The organism is Ruegeria denitrificans, from assembly GCF_001458295.1.
Classification (GTDB): Bacteria; Pseudomonadota; Alphaproteobacteria; order Rhodobacterales; family Rhodobacteraceae; genus Ruegeria; species Ruegeria denitrificans.
This window is the reverse complement of record NZ_CYUD01000004.1, coordinates 203777-222020: the sequence shown is the minus strand read 5'-3', so window position 1 is coordinate 222020 and position 18244 is coordinate 203777. Positions and strand designations below refer to the sequence as shown.

Sequence of the window (18244 nt, the reverse complement as noted above, 5' to 3'; positions counted from 1 at the left end):
CGACGGACCGATCCTGACAGGGAGAAACGCATGAAACTCAAGACGATCCTCATGGCAGGTGCCATGTCCATCGCTGCAAGTGGCGCATGGGCTGCCTGTTCGTTTGAAAATGACGTGCCGCTGAAATCGCTATCAGCCGGTTTTGAAGCATGGAAAGCGGTCACCGATGCGATGGCTGAATGCGGAAACTTCAGCGCCTCGCTGGACCAGGAATTCCGCGAGAAACAGCCGGAAGCTTTTGCCGCTGATCCCGCGCTGTATCAAATTGGTGGCGTGTCCAATGCGACACTGGTGCCATTGCTAAACGCGGGTACGATCCGCCCGCTGGACGATCTGGTCGAGAAGTACGGCCAAGATTTGCTGCCTAACCAGTTGATCAAGGTGGATGGCAAGACCATGGCCATCGCGATGATGGTCAATGCTCAGCACCTAATGTATCGCGATGATGTTCTAGCTGAACTGGGTATCGAAGAACCAAAATCCTACGCCGACGTTCTGGCCGCCGCTGCCAAGATCAAAGAAGCCGGTGTCATGGATTATCCGATCGGCGGCACTTTCAAAACGGGATGGAACCTCGGTCAGGAATTCGTCAACATGTACCTCGGCGAGGGTGGGGCGTTCTTTGGCGACGGCAACATGCCCGCGATCAACAATGAGCAGGGCGTGGCGGCGCTGGAAACCCTGAAAGCAATGACCGAGTACATGGATCCAGAATATCTGGTATCTGACTCGACCTATGTTCAGCAGCAGTTCCAGCAGGGCAAGATTGCCATGGCCAACCTGTGGGCCAGCCGTGCTGCAGCAATGAATGACGAAGCTGAAAGCCAAGTTGTTGGCAAAGTGACCATGGCTGCAGCACCGATGGGGTCCGCTGTGCCCGCAACCACCGTTTGGTGGGACGGCATCGTTCTGGCCTCGAACATATCGGATGAAGAGGCGGATGCCGCCTTTCGTGTCGCCCTGGAAGGCATGGACACCGATATGGTGAGCGCCAACAATGACGTCGCCGTCTGGCTAAGCCCAGCCTATTCGGCAGGTGCCTTGGCGGCAGGAGCTGCAGCTTCCGCAGAAGGCGGTGCTAAGGCGTATCCCGCCTCGGGCCCAATGGGCATCATGCACACCTCTTTGGGTAACGGTCTGGCCGATTACCTGACCGGCGCCAAGGATGCGCAGACTACACTGGCCGATATTGAGGCCGACTACATCACCGCCGCTAAAGAAGCTGGTCTGATCAGCAACTGATCCTTCCTACGGGAGGGCTTGGGCCCTCCCGACTTTTTCCCTTGAGAAACATGAGAAAGGCAGAGCCATGAATTTCCGGACATTTGCCGCCTTTGTCGGCCCCTCTGTCTTTATGATGCTTCTCTTCATCGCGTTTCCTTTGGTCAGCGTGTTTAAGCAGAGTTTCTATGTCACCCAGCCAATCTATGAGACGGTTGAAAAGGAAACTTGCACGCCCGGTTTCCTGACGCAGACCTGTGTGACCGAACAAGTTTCGCAACCTATGCTGGATGATCATGGCGAGATCATTACACAAACCCAATTTGTCGGGTTGCAAAGCTACCGTAACGTTCTGGAGCCCGAACGGGCCTGGCGCGCCATAAGCGACGGCAGTTGGCAGGTGCTTTCGACGATTAACTTCTGGAAGGCCCTGCGGTTCACGTTGACCTTTACGCTGATCACTCTGCCGCTGGTGGTCGGATGCGGGCTTGGGATCGCAATTCTGATCAACAACGCGGCCAAAACGATCCGTGGACCGGTGATATTTATCTCATTGTTGCCGTTCATCATAACGCCGGTAATTGGTGTGCTGTCGATCAATTGGCTGTTCCGGGGCGACGGTATCCTGACCGCAATGATGGAATGGTGGCTGAACCGCGACATTGCTCTGTTTGCTCAAGCTTGGACCATCGAGCTTCTGATGATGCTCTACCGCGTCTGGCACGTCGCCCCCTTTGCAGCGATCATTTTCTATGCCGGTCTGCAAACGGTTAATCAGGACAGTCTGGAAAGTGCGGTGATTGACGGGGCTACCCGCTGGCAGCGACTGAAGTACATCGTCATCCCTCACCTGATGCCCTTGATCATCTTTGTTGCGATGATCCATCTGATGGACAGCTATCGTGTCTTCGAAGAGATCGTTGGTTTCTCGAGCCAGGGCTACGTCATCTCGCTTCAGTGGCTGACCTTCGATTACCTGACGCCTGATCAGGCGGGTAACCGGTCGATCAGCCGTGCCTCGGCGAACTCGATGTTGACCATGATCGGTGTCGTTATCCTGCTTATCCTGCCGCTGCGCCGCACCTGGCGCGATCACAAAGGAGGTCACTGATATGTCCTCGCGCGCGCTACGCCAGCCTTTCAGCTTGCGGCTGACCTCGAACATCTTTCTGGCGCTTTGGTGCCTGATCGCAGCTTTCCCGATCTTCTGGATTGTGGTGATGAGCTTCAAATCACCGGTCGATGCCTTCGACAGCAATGCGTTGAACGTCATCTTCGGTCCGGCCACGTTGGGCGGCGGTAAGGGTCTTTCGTTGCTGGACATCATTCTGGGCATAGCGGTGATCTGGGTCACGATTGTGATCGCCACCAAAAACCTGCCGTCGATGGTCAAATCGTACTCGAGGCCCGGGCAGGAGTGGTTTGGATGGGTCATTGGCGCACTGGTCGTCCTGGTTGGCTTTCTCGTGGCGTTCTTTGTAATCCTGCCTGCCATTTTGAATGTGCTGAACCCGTGGTTCGGCCCGTTGGGTCGGGATGTGCTGGGCCTGACGACAGAACACTACAAGACCGTCTGGATCGACCGGGGTTTTTCGAACAACTTCAAGAATTCGCTGATCGTGACAACCGGTGTGGTGACGGTGTCGCTGACTGTAGGCACGCTGGCAGGCTACGGTCTGGCGCGCTCGGGTTCGACCCTGGCGTTCTGGATTCTGATTGTCGCGCTGGTCTTCCGCGCATTGCCACATTCGGTGCTGGTAGCAGGCTATCTGCCGGTCTTCATCAATTCGGCTGAATGGTTGGCCCCGATCTTGGGAGAGAATGCGCCGACCCTCTACGGCAAACCCTTCGCGGTGATCGCTGTGCTCGTCGCCATTAATCAGCCCTTCACCATCTGGATGCTGCGTTCGTTCTTTCAGAACATACCAGCCGAGCTGGACGAGGCCGCCCGCGTGGATGGGTGCAGCCACTTCCAGGCCTTTCGCCGCGTTATCATGCCGGTGATGTGGCCGGGTGTTATCACCACAGGGCTGTTCAGCTTCCTGCTGGCCTACAACGATTTTCTTGTCACAGCGTTGCTGCTGGACGCGCAGAACCAGACAATGGTTCCCGCCATTGTCGGCATGTTCAACCGCGAGACAACGACGACTGATCAGGTAGTTGCCGTAGCAGCAGCCGTGTCGATAACCGCGCCTCTGATCTTCCTTGTTCTGATCTTCCAGCGCCAGATTGTCAGCGGTCTGACGGCAGGGGCGGTGAAAGGCTGATGAGCAAAAACGCCCGACATAGCGCCATGTCGCGCCACCCGGCGCTGAACAGGATGCCCAGGGATTTTCTGAGCTTTGGGGACCTTTCCCGGAAACTCTTCCCCAAGCAATCTGAAAGGACATGAGGCATGAAAGGTTCTCGCCCTGAGCAAGCGGTTCTGACCCGCAACACGGATCTCAGCAAAACTGAGGAAACACGCCGTGTGATCGAAACAATGGTGGATGGTCTGAACGACCACCGTATAGATGATATTGGTGAGTTCTTTGCCCAGGGCTTTCGCTGGATGGGCAATCAGGGCTGCGGCACCAAGACCGGCCTAGAGGAGTTCCAGGACAACTGGCAGCGCCCGTTTCAGGCGGCGTTCTCGGACAAGACCTGCATAGATGAAGCACGCCTTTACATGGGTGAATGGGCGGCCGCATTCGGTCGTCAGGAAGCGACCCATTCGGGCGAATTTCTGGGCATCTCCCCCACCGGTAAACGGGTTGAGATCCGCTACATGGATTTTTGGAAAGTAGTCGACGGCAAGATTGTCGACAACTGGGTGAATGTCGACTTTGCCCACATTGCGGCTCAGCTGGGCGTGGATCTGTTCAACGGCGAAGGCTGGGAAGCATTTGACCGGGGTGAAAAACTTCCGCCCCGGCCCGAAAACTGAGGATTGGAAACATGACGATCGAGTATCTGAAACGCGGTAAGTCCGACGCTGACCGGGCCGAAGATGACGCCAAAACCCGTGCCGTGGTCGAGGCAACTCTGAAAGACATCGAAACCCGCGGCGATGTTGCCGTGCGTGACCTGAGCGAGAAATTCGATAACTACTCGCCGCCTTCGTTCCGGCTGAGCCAGCAGGAAATCGATGACCTGATCGGACAGCTGACTGACCGCGAACTGGCCGATATCAAGTTCGCGCAGGAGCAGGTGCGCAACTTTGCACAAGCACAGCGAGAGTCAATGCTGGACATCGAGGTTGAAACGCTGCCGGGCGTCATCCTTGGTCACAAAAACATCCCTGTGCAATCGGTCGGATGCTATGTTCCCGGTGGCAAGTTCCCGATGGTGGCATCGGCCCATATGTCGGTGGCTACGGCTTCGGTCGCCGGTGTTCCGCGCATCATCGCTTGTACACCTCCGTTCAATGGCAAACCCAACCCGGCGGTGATTGCGGCGATGCATCTGGGCGGCGCGCATGAGATTTACGTAATGGGCGGCATCCAGGCCATCGGTGCGATGGCTTTGGGGACTGAGACGATCGACCCGGTTCATATGCTGGTGGGTCCGGGCAACGCTTTTGTTGCCGAAGCCAAGCGCCAGCTTTTTGGGCGTGTCGGCATCGACCTGTTCGCTGGCCCGACCGAGACGATGGTCATTGCCGATAAGAGCGCCGCCGATGCCGAGCTGTGCGCGACTGATCTGTTGGGTCAGGCGGAGCACGGCTATAACAGCCCCTGTGTGTTGCTGACCAACTCTCGCAAGCTTGCCGAAGAGACACTGGCCGAGGTGGACCGCCTGCTGGGTATCCTACCGACCGCAGGAACCGCGAAAGTCTCGTGGGAAGAATATGGCGAGGTGATCGTTTGCGACACCTATGACGAGATGCTGCAGGTCGCCGATGACATCGCGTCTGAGCATGTTCAGGTGATGACAGATCGCGACGACTGGTTTCTCGAAAACATGACCTGCTATGGCGCGTTGTTCCTTGGTCCCCGCACCAATGTGTCGAACGGTGATAAGGTGATTGGAACGAACCACACGTTGCCGACCAAGAAAGCGGGGCGATACACAGGTGGGCTTTGGGTCGGGAAGTATCTGAAAACCCACAGCTATCAGAAAGTTCTGACCGATGAGGCGGCGACTCTAATCGGTGAATACGGCTCGCGCCTGTGCATGCTGGAGGGCTTCATCGGTCATGCCGAGCAATGCAACGTCCGCGTCCGTCGCTATGGCGGTATCAATGTGCCCTACGGCGAACCCGCGCCGTATCGGGATGCGGCTGAATGAACGACCCGCACTCCCGGCACAAGGCCCTGATCGCTCCGCTCAGGGCTGCGATGTATGACTTTTCCGAGGCCCGTGTCCGCAAGGCGTTGGCCGGGGCGACGACCCAAGACACTGTATTCCACCTGTGCCATCCCTTTGGTGACAGCGTCGGCAGTGAAGCCGTCTATGACTGTGCCTTCAAGGATCTGTTGGCCGCCTGGCCCGACCTGGAGCGCCGCGACTATATCGTCATGGCCGGGCCGGACGAAGACAGCGCCGACTGGGTCGGATGCGGAGGCTACTACACGGGTACTTTCACCGGCCCGTGGCTCGAAATCCCGCCCACCGGTCATCAGGTGACCATGAGGTTCCACGAATTCTATCGGTTCGAGGACGATAAGGTTGTTGAAATGCAGGCGCTTTGGGATATCCCCGAGGTGATGATGCAGGCGGGTGCATGGCCGATGGCCCCCAGCCTGGGGCGCGAATGGCATGTGCCCGGACCAGCTATGCAAGACGGCTTCGTGCCTGGCCCCTATGACGCGGTCAAGGGAAAGGCGACCTGCCAGCACATCATCGACATGCTGGAACACCTCAAGAAACACCCGTCGCAAGGTGGCCCCGAAGTGATGGAGATGGAGCGGTTCTGGCATCCGCGGATGAACTGGTACGGTCCTTCGGGCATCGGTACCGGGCGCGGGTTTGCAGGCTTTCGCAACTGGCACCAGATCCCGTTCCTGAAAGGGATGCCGGACCGGGGGCAATACGTGGACGAGATCACTTATCACTTCTTTGGTGATGGCGAATATGCGGCCGTGACTGGCTGGCCAAATATGATCCAAACCGTCACTGATGATGGCTGGATGGGCATCGCGCCATCAGGTAAGAAGATCACCATGCGCAGCCTTGATTTCTGGCGACTGGAAGACGGGCGCATCCGGGAAAACTGGGTTCTGGTCGATTTGCTGGACGCTTATCGGCAGCTTGGCGTTGACGTCTTTGCCCGTCTGCGGGAATTCAATAAGGCCCGAAATATTGGGCGCATTGAAATACCGGATGGAATGAGCTGATGACTGAACTACCGCGCACCCCGTCATTTTCGCTGAGTGGGAAAACCGCCCTCGTTACCGGAGCTTCCTCCGGCATCGGGCAGGGGTGTGCGGTGGCTTTGGCCGAGGCAGGCGCGCATGTCGTCTGCGCGGCCCGAGGTGCGGACCGGTTGAATGACACCGTCGCTGCTCTGCAGGCTCAGGGTTGGTCAGCTGAGGCCCTTGTGCTGGATCAGGGCGATCTGGGCGCGCTGGAACAGCTATTCTTAACGCGCAGCTTTGATATAGTCGTGAATTCGGCCGGTGTCGCACGGCACAGCGCTGCTATTGAGACAACGCCAAAGGACTTCGATGTTGTCACCAGCGTCAATCTGCGTTCGGCCTATTTCCTATCGGCCTACGCTGCGCGTGCATTGATCGAAGCTGGAAAGCCCGGTTCGATTATCCATATCTCCAGCCAGATGGGGCATGTCGGAGGGGTCGACAGGGCGCTCTATTGTGCGACCAAGCACGGGCTGGAGGGTATGGTCAAATCAATGGCCATCGAATGGGGAAAACAGGGCATCCGGATCAATACAGTCTGCCCGACTTTCATTCGGACGCCTCTGACCCAATCCACCTTTGACAACCCCGAACGCGCCGCTTGGATCATGGAAAAGATCAAGTTGGATCGCGTAGGAGAGGTCGAAGATATCATGGGCGCAGTCCGATACCTCGCCTCGGACGCCTCGGCACTGGTCACTGGCACTTCGATGTTGATCGACGGAGGTTGGACGGCAGACTGATGGCTGAGAAAGTAACATCACTTCAGGTCGCCCAGCTTGCAGGGGTCAGCCAGTCTGCGGTTAGCCGGGTATTCACGCCCGGCGCTTCGGTCAGCAAGAAGACCGAAGAGAAAGTGCGAAAGGCCGCCGCTGAATTGGGCTATCGCCCCAATGTGTTAGCGCGGGCAATGGTATCCGGCAAAAGCCGAATTATTGGGTTAGTGGTTGCCTATCTGGACAATTATTTCTATCCCGAAGCACTCGAGAAGTTGTCGAGTGAGTTGCAGGAGCAAGGCTATCACGTCCTGATCTTCATGGCCTCCAGAACGGCCGGAAACATTGACGACGTGATGGAGGAAATCCTCGATTATCAAGTCGATGGCGTCATTCTGGCCTCGGTCGCGATGTCGTCCGATATTGCAACGCGATGCCAACAGGCCGGTGTGCCGGTGGTACTGTTCAACCGCAGTCAGGACATCGACGGGATCACATCGGTCACATCCGACAACTATGCGGGCGGTCGCAAGGTGGCCGAGTTCTTTGTTGCAGCCGGTCACAGCCGCATTGCCTATATCGCAGGGTGGCTGGGTGCCTCAACCCAACGGGATCGCGAGGCCGGCTTCCGCGCAGCGCTCAGCGATGCGGGCCAGGACCTATACGCTCATGAGATCGGCGAGTTTCACACTGAGAATGCGCGATTGGCGGCACGTCGTATGTTCGATGTCGAACCGCAGAAACGACCTGATGCGGTATTCGTTGCCAATGATCACATGGCTCTTGCCGTCATGGACGTCATCCGGTTCGAACTGGGATTGCGTGTTCCCGAAGACGTTTCAGTCGTTGGGTATGATGACGTCCCGCAGGCCGCTTGGCTTGCCTATAATCTCACCACCATTCGTCAGCGCGCAAACCTGATGGTTGCCGAGACCGTTGACGCCCTTTTGGACCATATTGAAAACCCGACAGCTAATGCGGCACGCAAGGTCGCGATTGATGGGCCGCTGATTGTGCGCACATCTGCCCGGCTGCCCAAGGGCTGGACGCCGCAAAGGATAAAAACATGAAAGGCTTTGATCCCAAGTTCCGGGACTTCCCAGACTATATCATCGGTATCACCAAAGAGATTTGGGAAGACCGGGGTATCGCGACGTTGCACGACTATTACAGCGAAGATATCGTCGTGCGCTCGCCTGGTTCAGTGGTGCTGGGCAATCAGAATGTGATCGGTGCAACCATGGCGACGTTGGCCGAGTTTCCGGATCGGCAGTTGCTGGGCGAGGATGTGATCTGGTCCGGCACACCCGAAGAAGGGATGCTGAGTTCTCACCGCATCCTTTCAACGGCCACGCATCTGGCCGAGGGCGTTTACGGCAAGCCAACGGGACTAAAACTGCGCTATCGAATTCTGGCCGACTGCCATGCCATCAATAATCAGATCAATGACGAGTGGCTGATCCGTGATCAGGGCGCAATCGTCCGTCAGATGGGGTGGGATCCAAAGGAATACGCCGCCGATCTGATTGCCCGCGAAGGCGGTAAGGAAAACTGCGTTAAACCCCTTACCCCCGAAATCGATCAGCTGGGGCCGTACAAGGGCCGCGGAAACGACAATGAGTGGGGGCAGCGCTATTCCAACATTCTTACCCGGATCATGAATGCCGATATGGGTACAATCGAGGCAGAATATGATCGCGCTGTTCAGTCCGAATATGTGGGCGGCGTGACCGGTCATGGCTGGGATGCGGTCGACCGTTTCTGGATGGGTCTGCGGGCGAGCTTCCCGAATGCTGAATTCAAGATAGAGCATCAAATCGGGCGCGACGACCCGGATATGCCACCCCGCGCGGCGATCCGCTGGAGCCTTTGGGGCAAACATGACGGCTGGGGTGTGTTTGGCGCACCGACAGGTGCACAGGTGTATGTCCTTGGCGTTAGCCACGCCGAGTTTGGCGCCTTGATCGGCGGGCAGCCGAAGTTGCGCCGCGAATATACTCTGTTTGATGAAACCTCGGTCTGGAAGCAAATCCTGTTGCAAGGTGGAGAAGTCTGAATGGCCCACCCGGTTGCATATCGCATTCTTGTGGATGGTCTGAGTGAGACCGGGACCCTTCGACGTTACCATATACACCGCCAAAGCCTGCGTGCACGTCGTTTGAACCTGCGCCCGCCGGGAAAGTGAGAGAGCGTGCCGTACAAGCACGCAACCCACCACTCCTGAAAACGTAGTATCGGAACTTACAAAATGTCGAAATCAACCATCTCTTCCCGCATTGTTCACTATGGTGAACTCCGGCCGTGCAAAACCGCATTTATCGACGCCCATACTCCGGGCAGCGATCAGAAAGAGAACTTCACAATCGTCGGCGGTGGGGTCTCGGAATCCCCGGATCAACACGTGCACATCACTGACAAGATAGGCTTCAACATCGGCGCTGCGGGCCAGCCGCCAAAATGCCGGAACTCTCTGCACAGCCATACTACGGCCGAGGTCTTTTTTGTCGCCAAAGGACGTTGGCGGTTTTTCTGGGGTCGTTATGGCACCGCTGGCGAGTTCATCGCCGAAGAGGGCGATATCTTCAACATCCCCACCGGTATCTTCCGCGGTTTCGAAAACGTCGGTCAGGATTATGGGATGATCATGTCGATCCTGGGCGGTGACGATGCCGGCGGCGGCGTCACGTGGGCACCTCAAGTTATTGAAGATGCGCAGGCACATGGGCTGATGTTGGGCGACAATGGTGTGCTGTACGATTCCAAAAAGGGCCAAGAATTACCTCACAACGTGCACCCGATGCCTCTGTTGACTGAAGAGCAATTGAAGGACTACCCCGAAGTTCCGATAGAAGATTTGGTTGGAAAGTACATCGCGCGCTATTGGGACCTGATGGCATTGTCGGCCAACAAACCCGCGCAGGTGATCGGCGAAAACGGAATGATCAAGGATAAACCCGGCTTCGAGGTAGATTTCCTTGGGCGAGGATCCTCTGTGACCGAACCGGTTGTGGCAGAAAATCCTGTGGTTCTTATGCCAGCCAGCGGCCATTGGCGTGTTGTGATCGACGATCATGAAACCACTTTGTCCACCGGCGACACGGCTTTGGTCCTATCCGGTGAATCCTATAGCGTGCAACCATCGATGACCGGGCATGCGGGTCTGTATAGGATCACTGCAACCGATGACCCGGCAGGAGCAACCTGGACAGGATGAGCGTAGACCCAAAGGACATACACGCCGTTTATGAGCGGCAAGCGACGGAGTATGACAAACGTCGCTCAAAGGCCCTGTTCGAAGCGCGCTGGCTGGCGCGCTTCACGGCCAGCCTCATGCCGGGTGACCATGTGCTGGATCTGGGCTGCGGCACAGGCGATCCGATTGCGCGCTGGTTCATGGCTGAGGGGTTCGCAGTAACAGGTGTCGATTTTGCCGAGGCGATGCTGGCCATAGCCCGTGACCGCTGGCCTGACGGAGATTGGCGGCATGCTGATATGCGGGTCTTTGAGCTGGATCAGCAGTTCGATGGCATCATTGCTTGGAACAGCTTTTTTCACCTGACGGCGGATGAACAAAAAGACTGTATCGCGCGCATGTCGCGTCATTTGCGATCCGCTGGAATGCTGATGCTGACCGTAGGACCGCGGGCCGGAGAGGTCAGCGGCACGGTGGGATCAGAGCTTGTCTATCACGCGTCGTTGTCCCCAGCAGACTACGCGACGTGTCTTGAGGAAAACGGACTGCAAATGACCGGTTTTTTGGCCGAGGACCCTGAGACCCAAAGCCACACAATCCTGATGGCGCGCAAAATTTAAGGAGGTTCTGATGACTATCAAAACCACACATGTTGGGTCTCTGCCCCGAACGCAAGACGTGGTGGATTTCATATTCGCCCGCGAAAACGGAGAAACCTACGACGCGGCCGCGTTAGATGCCTGTATGACCGATGCGGTTTCTGAGACAGTACGAAAACAGGTCGAAGCCGGTGTCGACGTTGTCAGCGATGGCGAAACCTCGAAGATTTCCTACGCGACCTATGTCAAGGATCGTTACACCGGGTTTTCAGGTGACAGCCCCCGAAATGCGCCTGCAGACCTGAAGATGTTCCCCGGCTTTCTGCAACGTCTGGCCAATGACGGTGGTACGCCTCAATACGCACGCCCGATGTGCACCGGCGATGTGCGCTCAAAAGGGCAGGGTGAGTTGGAAAAGGACATCGCCAATTTTAAAGCCGCCATGGAGCAGCACGGGGCTGAGCGCGGCTTCATGAATGCTGCGTCACCGGGCGTGATCTCTCTGTTTTTGCAGAACGATTTCTACCCAACGCGTGAGGCCTATCTGGCAGCGCTGGCTGATGCCATGAAAGAGGAATACGAAACCATCGTGGCCGCTGGTTTGGACCTGCAACTGGATTGCCCCGATCTGGCCTTGTCGCGCCATATGCTGTTCACCGATCTCTCGGACGACGAGTTCGTCAAGATTGCCAACATGCATGTGGAGGCGCTGAACCACGCACTCCAGAACGTCCCACAGGATCGCGTGCGCGTGCATATCTGCTGGGGCAACTACGAGGGTCCACATTGCTGCGACATCGCAATGAACAAGGTGTTCAGCACCTTGATGGCGACCAAATCGCGTTATGTTTTGTTTGAGACCTCAAACCCCCGCCACGCCCACGAGTGGACTGTGTTCCGCGACCGTAGGGCAGAGATACCTGACGACAAAATTCTGGTGCCCGGTGTGGTCGACACCACCACCAATTTCGTCGAGCATCCCGAACTCGTGGCCCAGCGGATTGAGCGCTTTGTGGGAATTGTTGGCGCGGACCAGGTGATAGCGGGCAGCGATTGCGGCTTTGGAACCTTTGCGGGCTTTGGGGCTGTTGATCCGCAGATTGCCTACGCCAAGTTGTCCGCGCTGTCTGATGGGGCAAAGCTGGCTTCGGCATGACACCTTTGATCTTCTTACCGGGTATGATGTGTGATGCACGCCTCTTTGGCCCGCAGATCAATGCTCTGTCGGGCAGAAGGCCCGTGATGATGTTCCCTTTGTCTGGGCACGACAGTGTGCAGACCATGGCGAATGATATCCTGAAACATGCGCCGCCCGATTTCGCACTGGCAGGCTTGTCGATGGGGGGGATCGTGGCAATGGAAGTATTGCGTCAGGCTCCTGAACGTGTCTCACGACTGGCATTGCTCGACACAAACCCTCTGGCTGAAAATCCAGAAGTAAAAGCCCGTCGTGCGCCCCAAATGGCGGCTGTTCGCGACGGCAATCTAAGGTCGGTGATGCGGGACGAGATGAAACCCAATTACCTGGCCGATGGGCCTAACCGGGGGGCTATCCTAGATCTTTGCATGGCGATGGCCAACGGCTTGGGCCCTGACGTTTTCTTACGCCAGTCGCAGGCGCTGATGGACCGCCCGGATCAAAGCATGACCCTGAGGGCTTATACCGGAAACGCTCTGGTCCTGTGTGGGCGCGAAGACAAGTTGTGCCCGGTTGAGCGTCACCAGATGATGCATGATCTGCTGCGACACAGCGCGCTGGAGGTCATCGAGGGTGCAGGACACCTTCCAACTTTGGAACAACCACAAAAAACCACAGCGGCATTGATCCGCTGGTTGGAGGACACATGACGCCATCCCTTTTGTCCCTGCTGCGCAAGGTCGACACTCCGACTGTCTGCAACGCCATCGAAGTGGCGCAGGGCAAGCGCGGTTTCGACGATTTTACGCGCGGCACCATGTTGTGTTCAGTGCCTGAAGAGCCTGCGATCGTCGGCTATGCGCGCACGGCCAAGATCGCGGCGGTCAATCCTCCGACCGAGACGCCCGACGTCATTAAAGCCCGGCGCATGGCCTATTATAAATACATGGCTGAAGCGCCCAGCCCCTGTGTCGCTGTGATTGAGGACTTGGATTTTCCGGATTGCATCGGCGCCTATTGGGGGGAAATCAATACCTCTGTCCACAAGGGGTTCGGTATATCCGGTGTCGTAACCAACGGTGTCATGCGCGATCTCGGGGACTTACCCGAGGGGTTTCCAGTAGTTGCCGGTTCTGTTGGGCCGAGCCATGGTTTTGTCCACATCCGTGAGATTGATACGTCGGTTTCAGTTTTTGGCTTGACGGTTAATCCGGGCGAATTGGTCCATGCCGACCGTCATGGTGCGCTGGTGGTGCCCGAGGATGTCGTCGATCAATTGGAAGCTGCTATACAAAAGCTATTGTCGACAGAACGTATTGTCTTAGACGCAGCCCGACATCCGGAGTTTAATTTCGAAGCATTCGAAACCGCTTGGGCAGCCTTTGAAAAAGCCAGAGTCTGATTGTCGCCCGAGTGAATAAGAAACGGCGCACCTAAGGCACGACTGCCTTCTTTTGATACGACAATGACAAACTCTGAAAATGGTACGTCTGAATAAGCCGTGTCGCAGACCCGCCCCAGCGACACCAAAAGTGGGGCCAGGATCACGATGGCGGACATTATATCCATTACGCAGCCGACGATCAGCAGCAGTACGTTCATGGCCAGTAGAAAGGTGATTGTCGAAGTGATGACCGTTTCGACCCATTCCGCCAACAGGGCAGGGACCTTATGTGAGATCAGGAGCAGGTTCATGCTGAGCGCAATGGCGAGAATGGGAAAGATGGTGCCCAGCGTGATTGAAGTTCGATAGCTTTGTCGCGCAGGTCCGCCAGAGTTGGTTCACGGTAGATCACGCACTCGACCAAAATGGCATAGGCCAGGGCAATAACGGCAGCTTCGGTTGGAGAGCAATGCCCCGAATAGATTCCTCCCAACAGGATATCCCCGCCACTTCTGGTCCGACGTACCGACCCACAAGCAAAACCGTCAAAAAGACAACGGTGACGCTAATGGCTCGCAAAACGATATCAGATATCTGAGCTTTGTTGAAACCTTTGAACCGAAGGATTGCCTTCTGTTATTCATCTTGAGGGCAAGAGCGAGCAGAGCAGCATTTAATACGGTAGCACCAAGTAATTTCAGTTGTGATTGCAGGATGATCAATGCACCTGTCTTCCAAATGAAAAACGCAACTACCAGCCAATAAAATACTCCTAGCCTTGGAATGAGGCGCACGGAGATTGCTAAGAAATCGCTGTCACTGCATTGACACCCGCTCCAGTAAGAGCGCTTTTTCCGACGGTAACAGCGCTGTGCTCCATAGCGATGAACCAATAAGCTGGCCCCGCGGAGATCGGCAACGCCGCCAGCATCGCGGCAACGAAAAGATTCGCCTTCTCGGCGACGATTGTTACGGCAACGACAAATAGTGTTGTCGCGCACAGTTTTAAGAGCATATCTGGAGATATAGTTTCAAACATCACGGAACCCCAAAGGCGGCCAAGTAACCATGTAGCTTAATGGATTGGAACTTTTTGCCTTTTCCCAAGTGGTCGCACGGCCTTGGGTATCCGCATCCCAAAGTGAGGGGAAATTCTGCGCTCAATTGCCTGAAAGAATGGCAGTTGTGGAATCGTGTGACCTGAAAAAACCGCGAATATAGACCGCCATTCGCTGCAGCGACGAGATAGGAGGCCTGTCAAACTCACAGAATGCGGAAAAACCCGTCGTTGGGACCAGATGTTAAGCTATCTCGCCCGCAGCTTAGCAATCGCCACAGTAGAATTTTATAGCTAGTGAATTCGACCAGAAGTCCGTTTCAAAACAAGAACTGTTCCGCCTATATTGAGTTATGTCGCGAGAACACACTCATAGGCGGCTTGCAGCAATACTCGTCGCGGACGTTGTCGGGTACAGCCAGCGCATGTCGACGGATGAGGTCGGTACGTTAGCCCTCCTGAATGCCGCCTACGCAGAAACCGTTCGTCCCGCGGTATCCAGGTATTCAGGGCGTGTCTTTAAAGAAATGGGCGACGGATTGCTTGTCGAGTTCGCCAGTGCCGTGGATGCAGTGCTGTGTGCTTGGGAGATCCAAGAAGCCATTCGTCAACAGCGGCTAGAAATCGGCGACGATTGTTTGGAATTCCGTATCGGGATCAATGTCGGAGATGTGATTATTGATGGAGACGACGTTTTTGGCGACGGAGTGAACGTCGCCTCGCGATTGGAGGCGGTCGCGGATTCTGGTGGAGTGGCTCTCTCCGAAGAAGTCTATCGTCACGTAGTGCGGAAAGTTGATCTGAATTTCGACGACCTTGGCAATCATCAGTTCAAGAACATTTCTCGGCCGATACATGTCTACCGTCTCGTCACTGCGAAAGAGCCCATTGTGCCAATAGACGTTGAGGTCCTTTTAGCGAGACCTGCCCTCGTAGTGCTTCCATTGACGAACATGAGCGGCGATCCAGATCAAGATTACTTCGCGGACGGTTTGACAGAGGACATCATCACGGCGCTGTCTTGTTGGCGCTACTTCCCTGTCATTGCACGCAACTCCTCATTCGCCTTCAAGGGTGAAACCGTTAACGTGAAGACCATCGCAGATAAACTTGGAGCCCGCTATGTCCTGGAAGGAAGCGTTCGCAAATCTGGTGATCACGTAAGGATTTCCGCCAGATTAATTGATGCAATAACCGAGCATCACGTTTGGGCTGAGAGATTTGACGGCGCCTTAGGGAGCATTTTTGAACTTCAGGACGAGATCACTGAAAAGATCGCCGCTATTGTCGCGCCTGAGCTTGAGCGAGCCGAGCGCAAGCGTCTTTCTTCGGCAAAAGGGGCAATAAGCGCCTGGGACCTCCACCAGCGAGGAATGTCCTGCTTTTATCAGACCAATCGACAGTCCAACGCGACCGCGAAGGAATTTTTTAAGAAGGCGATCGAATCTGATCCTAACTTCAGTACGGCCTATGCATCGATGGCATTTTGTTATCATGCCGAAGTCGCAATTTGGCAGGTAGATAACCGAGAAGAAATCCTGTCCAAAGCGATTGCAGCCGCAACAAAGGCGGTTGAACTCGACAATGGCGATTCCTACGCTCAGGCAATTCTTGGGACAGTCTACCTACGCATGGGGAAACACGACCTTGGACTGGCATGCTGCCGACACGCCATCGCCCTAAATCCCAGCAATTCGCTCGCACACGCAATTTTGGGGAACGCACTCTCATTCGCGGGGCATCCGATTGAAGGGATATCCAGCATACAACGGGCTCTCCTTCTTAACCCACATGATCCCAATGCACACTTCTACATCAACATGATTGCACGCTCATATTTGACGGCACGGGAACATGATCAGGCTGTCGAGTTTGCGCGTGAGTCGATCGGTAGACACGCAAACCACGCATTCGCCTACATTGTGCTGGCATCGGCGTTGGGTCACCTTGGAAAGCGAGAAGAGGCAAAGACCGCAATTGACGAATGTGAACGAATTGACCCCGGGCGGATTGCGATGGAGGCCAGAGTTCTCCCAGTGGTTTTTCAGAATCTGTCGGACGCAAAACACGTTATGGACGGCTTGCATAAAGCTGGATGGGCAGAGTCACCGCAGTTATCCAAGCCGATCGGAAAATTGTAGACAGAGGGAATGTCCACGTTTGGACTCAGACTGGCCCAATGCATCTGCGGCGTTTCCAAAAGAAAATGCAATCGGTCAACGGTCGTTCAAACCGCCGTAAGACTTCAAGTGTCAGAGCCGTGCTGATGTCTGGGCCTAAAGGGTGGATTGGAGGGCAAACTATGCCAAAAGCCCAACTTTCCGCAGTCACCCTGAACCGAAGAGCCTGGAATAAGGAGCGGGTCATCGGTCAGCAACGACCGCTGTAGCCGAAACAGGTCTGGGCAATTCGCGCGCGGCTCGAACTGGCGGGCAGCTTGCGCGATCTTGCGCTGTTTAAAGCGGCGATAGATAGCAAGCTTCGCGGGTGTGATATGGTCAATCTGGCCGTCACCGACCTACTGAGGGATGATCACGTTCGCGAAAGGGTGTCCGGGATCCAGAGCAAATGGGCCGTTTTCACTGGAACAAGATATGTTCTATGGAAAGACGCTACACTAGCTTTACGTTGCGCGAATGGCGCGTTCTCCTGGAAAGTGGACATCCAAATACGACTCTTTCTGAGGTCAAATTGTCCCGGTTATTCGACTGGCCGCCGCGCACTTGTGATCATGAAACCTGGCCCAGCGGTCCAGGCCTTTGAGTTGCGGATGATAGAAAGCGCTTCGCTCAACATGCTTTCGGTCATAAAACCCCCACCGATCAACTGAGGTGCCAACGTCGCCAATGTTAAGGACCAGGTCTGAGCTTCAGCCGCACCTGCGGTTTTTCCAGAGTGATTCAAGACGGGCTGAATGTGCCGCGCATCAATTTCTGCAAAGCCTGTCTTGGCAAGAAAACCAGGCAACCTGGCGCCGAATTCAAGATCCCACCCCTGGGATGCTGTAAACTCGAGATACGCGGTCCAGAATGTTGCCCAAAAACGGCTGGGGCCGGAGGCAATTCGCCTGAAGTCCATTTCAGTAGCAACAAATGCTCCACCGGGTTTGAGCGACTTCAGGATATTTGACAGAACTTCTGTTCGGATTGGCAAAAAACACAACACCGCGCGGCAGTGAACCAGATCATACAATTCCGAACCAAGGTCATCATTTTGCAAATCGATCTCTTTCAGTGACAGGTTGGACAAGGAGTTTTCCCTGACGGAAGTCACGTCCAGATCGCTGGCGGTTACTTGGGCGTCGGGCAATGTCTCGGCGAGCCAGATCGCGACGCTCCCACGCCCGGCACCTATATCCAGACAGTGCGCATTCCTGGGAAGATCTAACCTTTCGATGGTTGCAAAGGTATCGGGGTCGTGCGCAAGCGCCATTCGATCAAGCCGCTCGGCCTCGGTGGGCAATGTGTGCGGTAAGAGATCTTCGTACATCTGGAACCTCCCCTTACTACCCTGAAAAATACTCGGAATTCACTGAGGATAATACCCGGACGCATGGTTTTTTGTCTTGTGGTAAGATTGATTGACCTCATACTTTTC

18 protein-coding genes and 2 pseudogenes are annotated in these 18244 nt (G+C 55.6%); 16 read left to right on the top strand and 4 right to left on the bottom strand.

Features of this window, described 5'->3' with window-relative positions:
* Positions 1 to 30 precede the first annotated feature (30 nt).
* From RUE5091_RS07735 to RUE5091_RS07670, 14 genes are all read left to right on the top strand, one after another.
* Positions 31 to 1242: an ABC transporter substrate-binding protein gene (locus RUE5091_RS07735; RefSeq protein ID WP_058281317.1), complete on the top strand. Its 1212-nt coding sequence runs from the start codon at positions 31 to 33 to the stop codon at positions 1240 to 1242.
* Positions 1243 to 1309: 67 nt separating this feature from the next.
* Positions 1310 to 2332 (top strand): carbohydrate ABC transporter permease, encoded by a 1023-nt coding sequence (locus RUE5091_RS07730; RefSeq protein ID WP_058281316.1) that lies wholly within the window; start codon positions 1310 to 1312, stop codon positions 2330 to 2332.
* 1 nt (position 2333) lies between these two features.
* Entirely contained in the window at positions 2334 to 3488 is a 1155-nt protein-coding gene (locus RUE5091_RS07725; protein WP_058281315.1) for a carbohydrate ABC transporter permease, read from the top strand.
* A gap of 128 nt (positions 3489 to 3616) precedes the next feature.
* Positions 3617 to 4147: an ester cyclase gene (locus RUE5091_RS07720; RefSeq protein WP_058281314.1), complete on the top strand. Its 531-nt coding sequence runs from the start codon at positions 3617 to 3619 to the stop codon at positions 4145 to 4147.
* An 11-nt stretch (positions 4148 to 4158) separates the two neighbouring features.
* Complete coding sequence (gene hisD / locus RUE5091_RS07715) at positions 4159 to 5490, top strand: histidinol dehydrogenase (protein ID WP_058281313.1); 1332 nt, start codon at positions 4159 to 4161, stop codon at positions 5488 to 5490.
* Complete coding sequence (locus RUE5091_RS07710; RefSeq protein WP_058281312.1) at positions 5487 to 6539, top strand: ester cyclase; 1053 nt, start codon at positions 5487 to 5489, stop codon at positions 6537 to 6539. Before hisD ends, RUE5091_RS07710 begins: the two co-directional genes overlap by 4 nt.
* On the top strand, positions 6539 to 7303 hold the full coding sequence (locus RUE5091_RS07705; RefSeq protein ID WP_058281311.1) for an SDR family NAD(P)-dependent oxidoreductase: 765 nt from the start codon (positions 6539 to 6541) through the stop codon (positions 7301 to 7303). Before RUE5091_RS07710 ends, RUE5091_RS07705 begins: the two co-directional genes overlap by 1 nt.
* A complete protein-coding gene (locus RUE5091_RS07700) occupies positions 7303 to 8346 on the top strand; it encodes a LacI family DNA-binding transcriptional regulator (RefSeq protein ID WP_058281310.1) in 1044 nt (347 codons plus the stop codon). Before RUE5091_RS07705 ends, RUE5091_RS07700 begins: the two co-directional genes overlap by 1 nt.
* Positions 8343 to 9332, top strand: a complete 990-nt coding sequence (locus RUE5091_RS07695; RefSeq protein ID WP_058281309.1) for a nuclear transport factor 2 family protein — start codon at positions 8343 to 8345, stop codon at positions 9330 to 9332. The genes RUE5091_RS07700 and RUE5091_RS07695 overlap by 4 nt, the downstream gene beginning before the upstream one ends.
* Positions 9333 to 9524: 192 nt before the next feature.
* Complete coding sequence (locus RUE5091_RS07690) at positions 9525 to 10490, top strand: cupin domain-containing protein (protein WP_058281308.1); 966 nt, start codon at positions 9525 to 9527, stop codon at positions 10488 to 10490.
* A complete protein-coding gene (locus RUE5091_RS07685; protein ID WP_058281307.1) occupies positions 10487 to 11089 on the top strand; it encodes a class I SAM-dependent methyltransferase in 603 nt (200 codons plus the stop codon). The genes RUE5091_RS07690 and RUE5091_RS07685 overlap by 4 nt, the downstream gene beginning before the upstream one ends.
* A 10-nt stretch (positions 11090 to 11099) precedes the next feature.
* Positions 11100 to 12224, top strand: a complete 1125-nt coding sequence (locus tag RUE5091_RS07680) for a cobalamin-independent methionine synthase II family protein (RefSeq protein WP_058281306.1) — start codon at positions 11100 to 11102, stop codon at positions 12222 to 12224.
* A complete protein-coding gene (locus RUE5091_RS07675; protein WP_058281305.1) occupies positions 12221 to 12916 on the top strand; it encodes an alpha/beta fold hydrolase in 696 nt (231 codons plus the stop codon). Before RUE5091_RS07680 ends, RUE5091_RS07675 begins: the two co-directional genes overlap by 4 nt.
* Entirely contained in the window at positions 12913 to 13608 is a 696-nt protein-coding gene (locus RUE5091_RS07670) for an RraA family protein (RefSeq protein WP_058281304.1), read from the top strand. The genes RUE5091_RS07675 and RUE5091_RS07670 overlap by 4 nt, the downstream gene beginning before the upstream one ends.
* 176 nt (positions 13609 to 13784) lie before the next feature.
* Here RUE5091_RS07670 and RUE5091_RS23845 read toward each other — a convergent pair.
* The 3 genes and pseudogenes from RUE5091_RS23845 to RUE5091_RS07660 form a co-directional block, all read right to left on the bottom strand.
* Positions 13785 to 13901, bottom strand: a pseudogene (locus RUE5091_RS23845) (hypothetical protein); the annotation flags it as partial.
* A complete protein-coding gene (locus RUE5091_RS22575) occupies positions 13898 to 14083 on the bottom strand; it encodes a hypothetical protein (RefSeq protein WP_082643583.1) in 186 nt (61 codons plus the stop codon). The pseudogene RUE5091_RS23845 and the gene RUE5091_RS22575, both read right to left, overlap by 4 nt.
* Positions 14084 to 14392: 309 nt before the next feature.
* A complete protein-coding gene (locus RUE5091_RS07660) occupies positions 14393 to 14629 on the bottom strand; it encodes a hypothetical protein (RefSeq protein WP_131726287.1) in 237 nt (78 codons plus the stop codon).
* A 371-nt stretch (positions 14630 to 15000) separates the two neighbouring features.
* On the opposite strand from RUE5091_RS07660, the gene RUE5091_RS07655 reads away from it, so the two are divergent.
* Positions 15001 to 16788 carry an adenylate/guanylate cyclase domain-containing protein gene (locus RUE5091_RS07655; RefSeq protein ID WP_058281301.1) on the top strand — a complete coding sequence of 596 codons (1788 nt, stop codon included), beginning with the start codon at positions 15001 to 15003 and terminating at the stop codon, positions 16786 to 16788.
* A 161-nt stretch (positions 16789 to 16949) separates the two neighbouring features.
* Positions 16950 to 17216, top strand: a pseudogene (locus RUE5091_RS23545) (integrase); the annotation flags it as partial.
* 131 nt (positions 17217 to 17347) lie between these two features.
* On the opposite strand, the gene RUE5091_RS07650 reads toward RUE5091_RS23545, so the two are convergent.
* Positions 17348 to 18079, bottom strand: coding sequence for a class I SAM-dependent methyltransferase (locus RUE5091_RS07650; protein ID WP_165590759.1), 732 nt, complete (start codon positions 18077 to 18079; stop codon positions 17348 to 17350).
* Positions 18080 to 18244 lie beyond the last annotated feature (165 nt).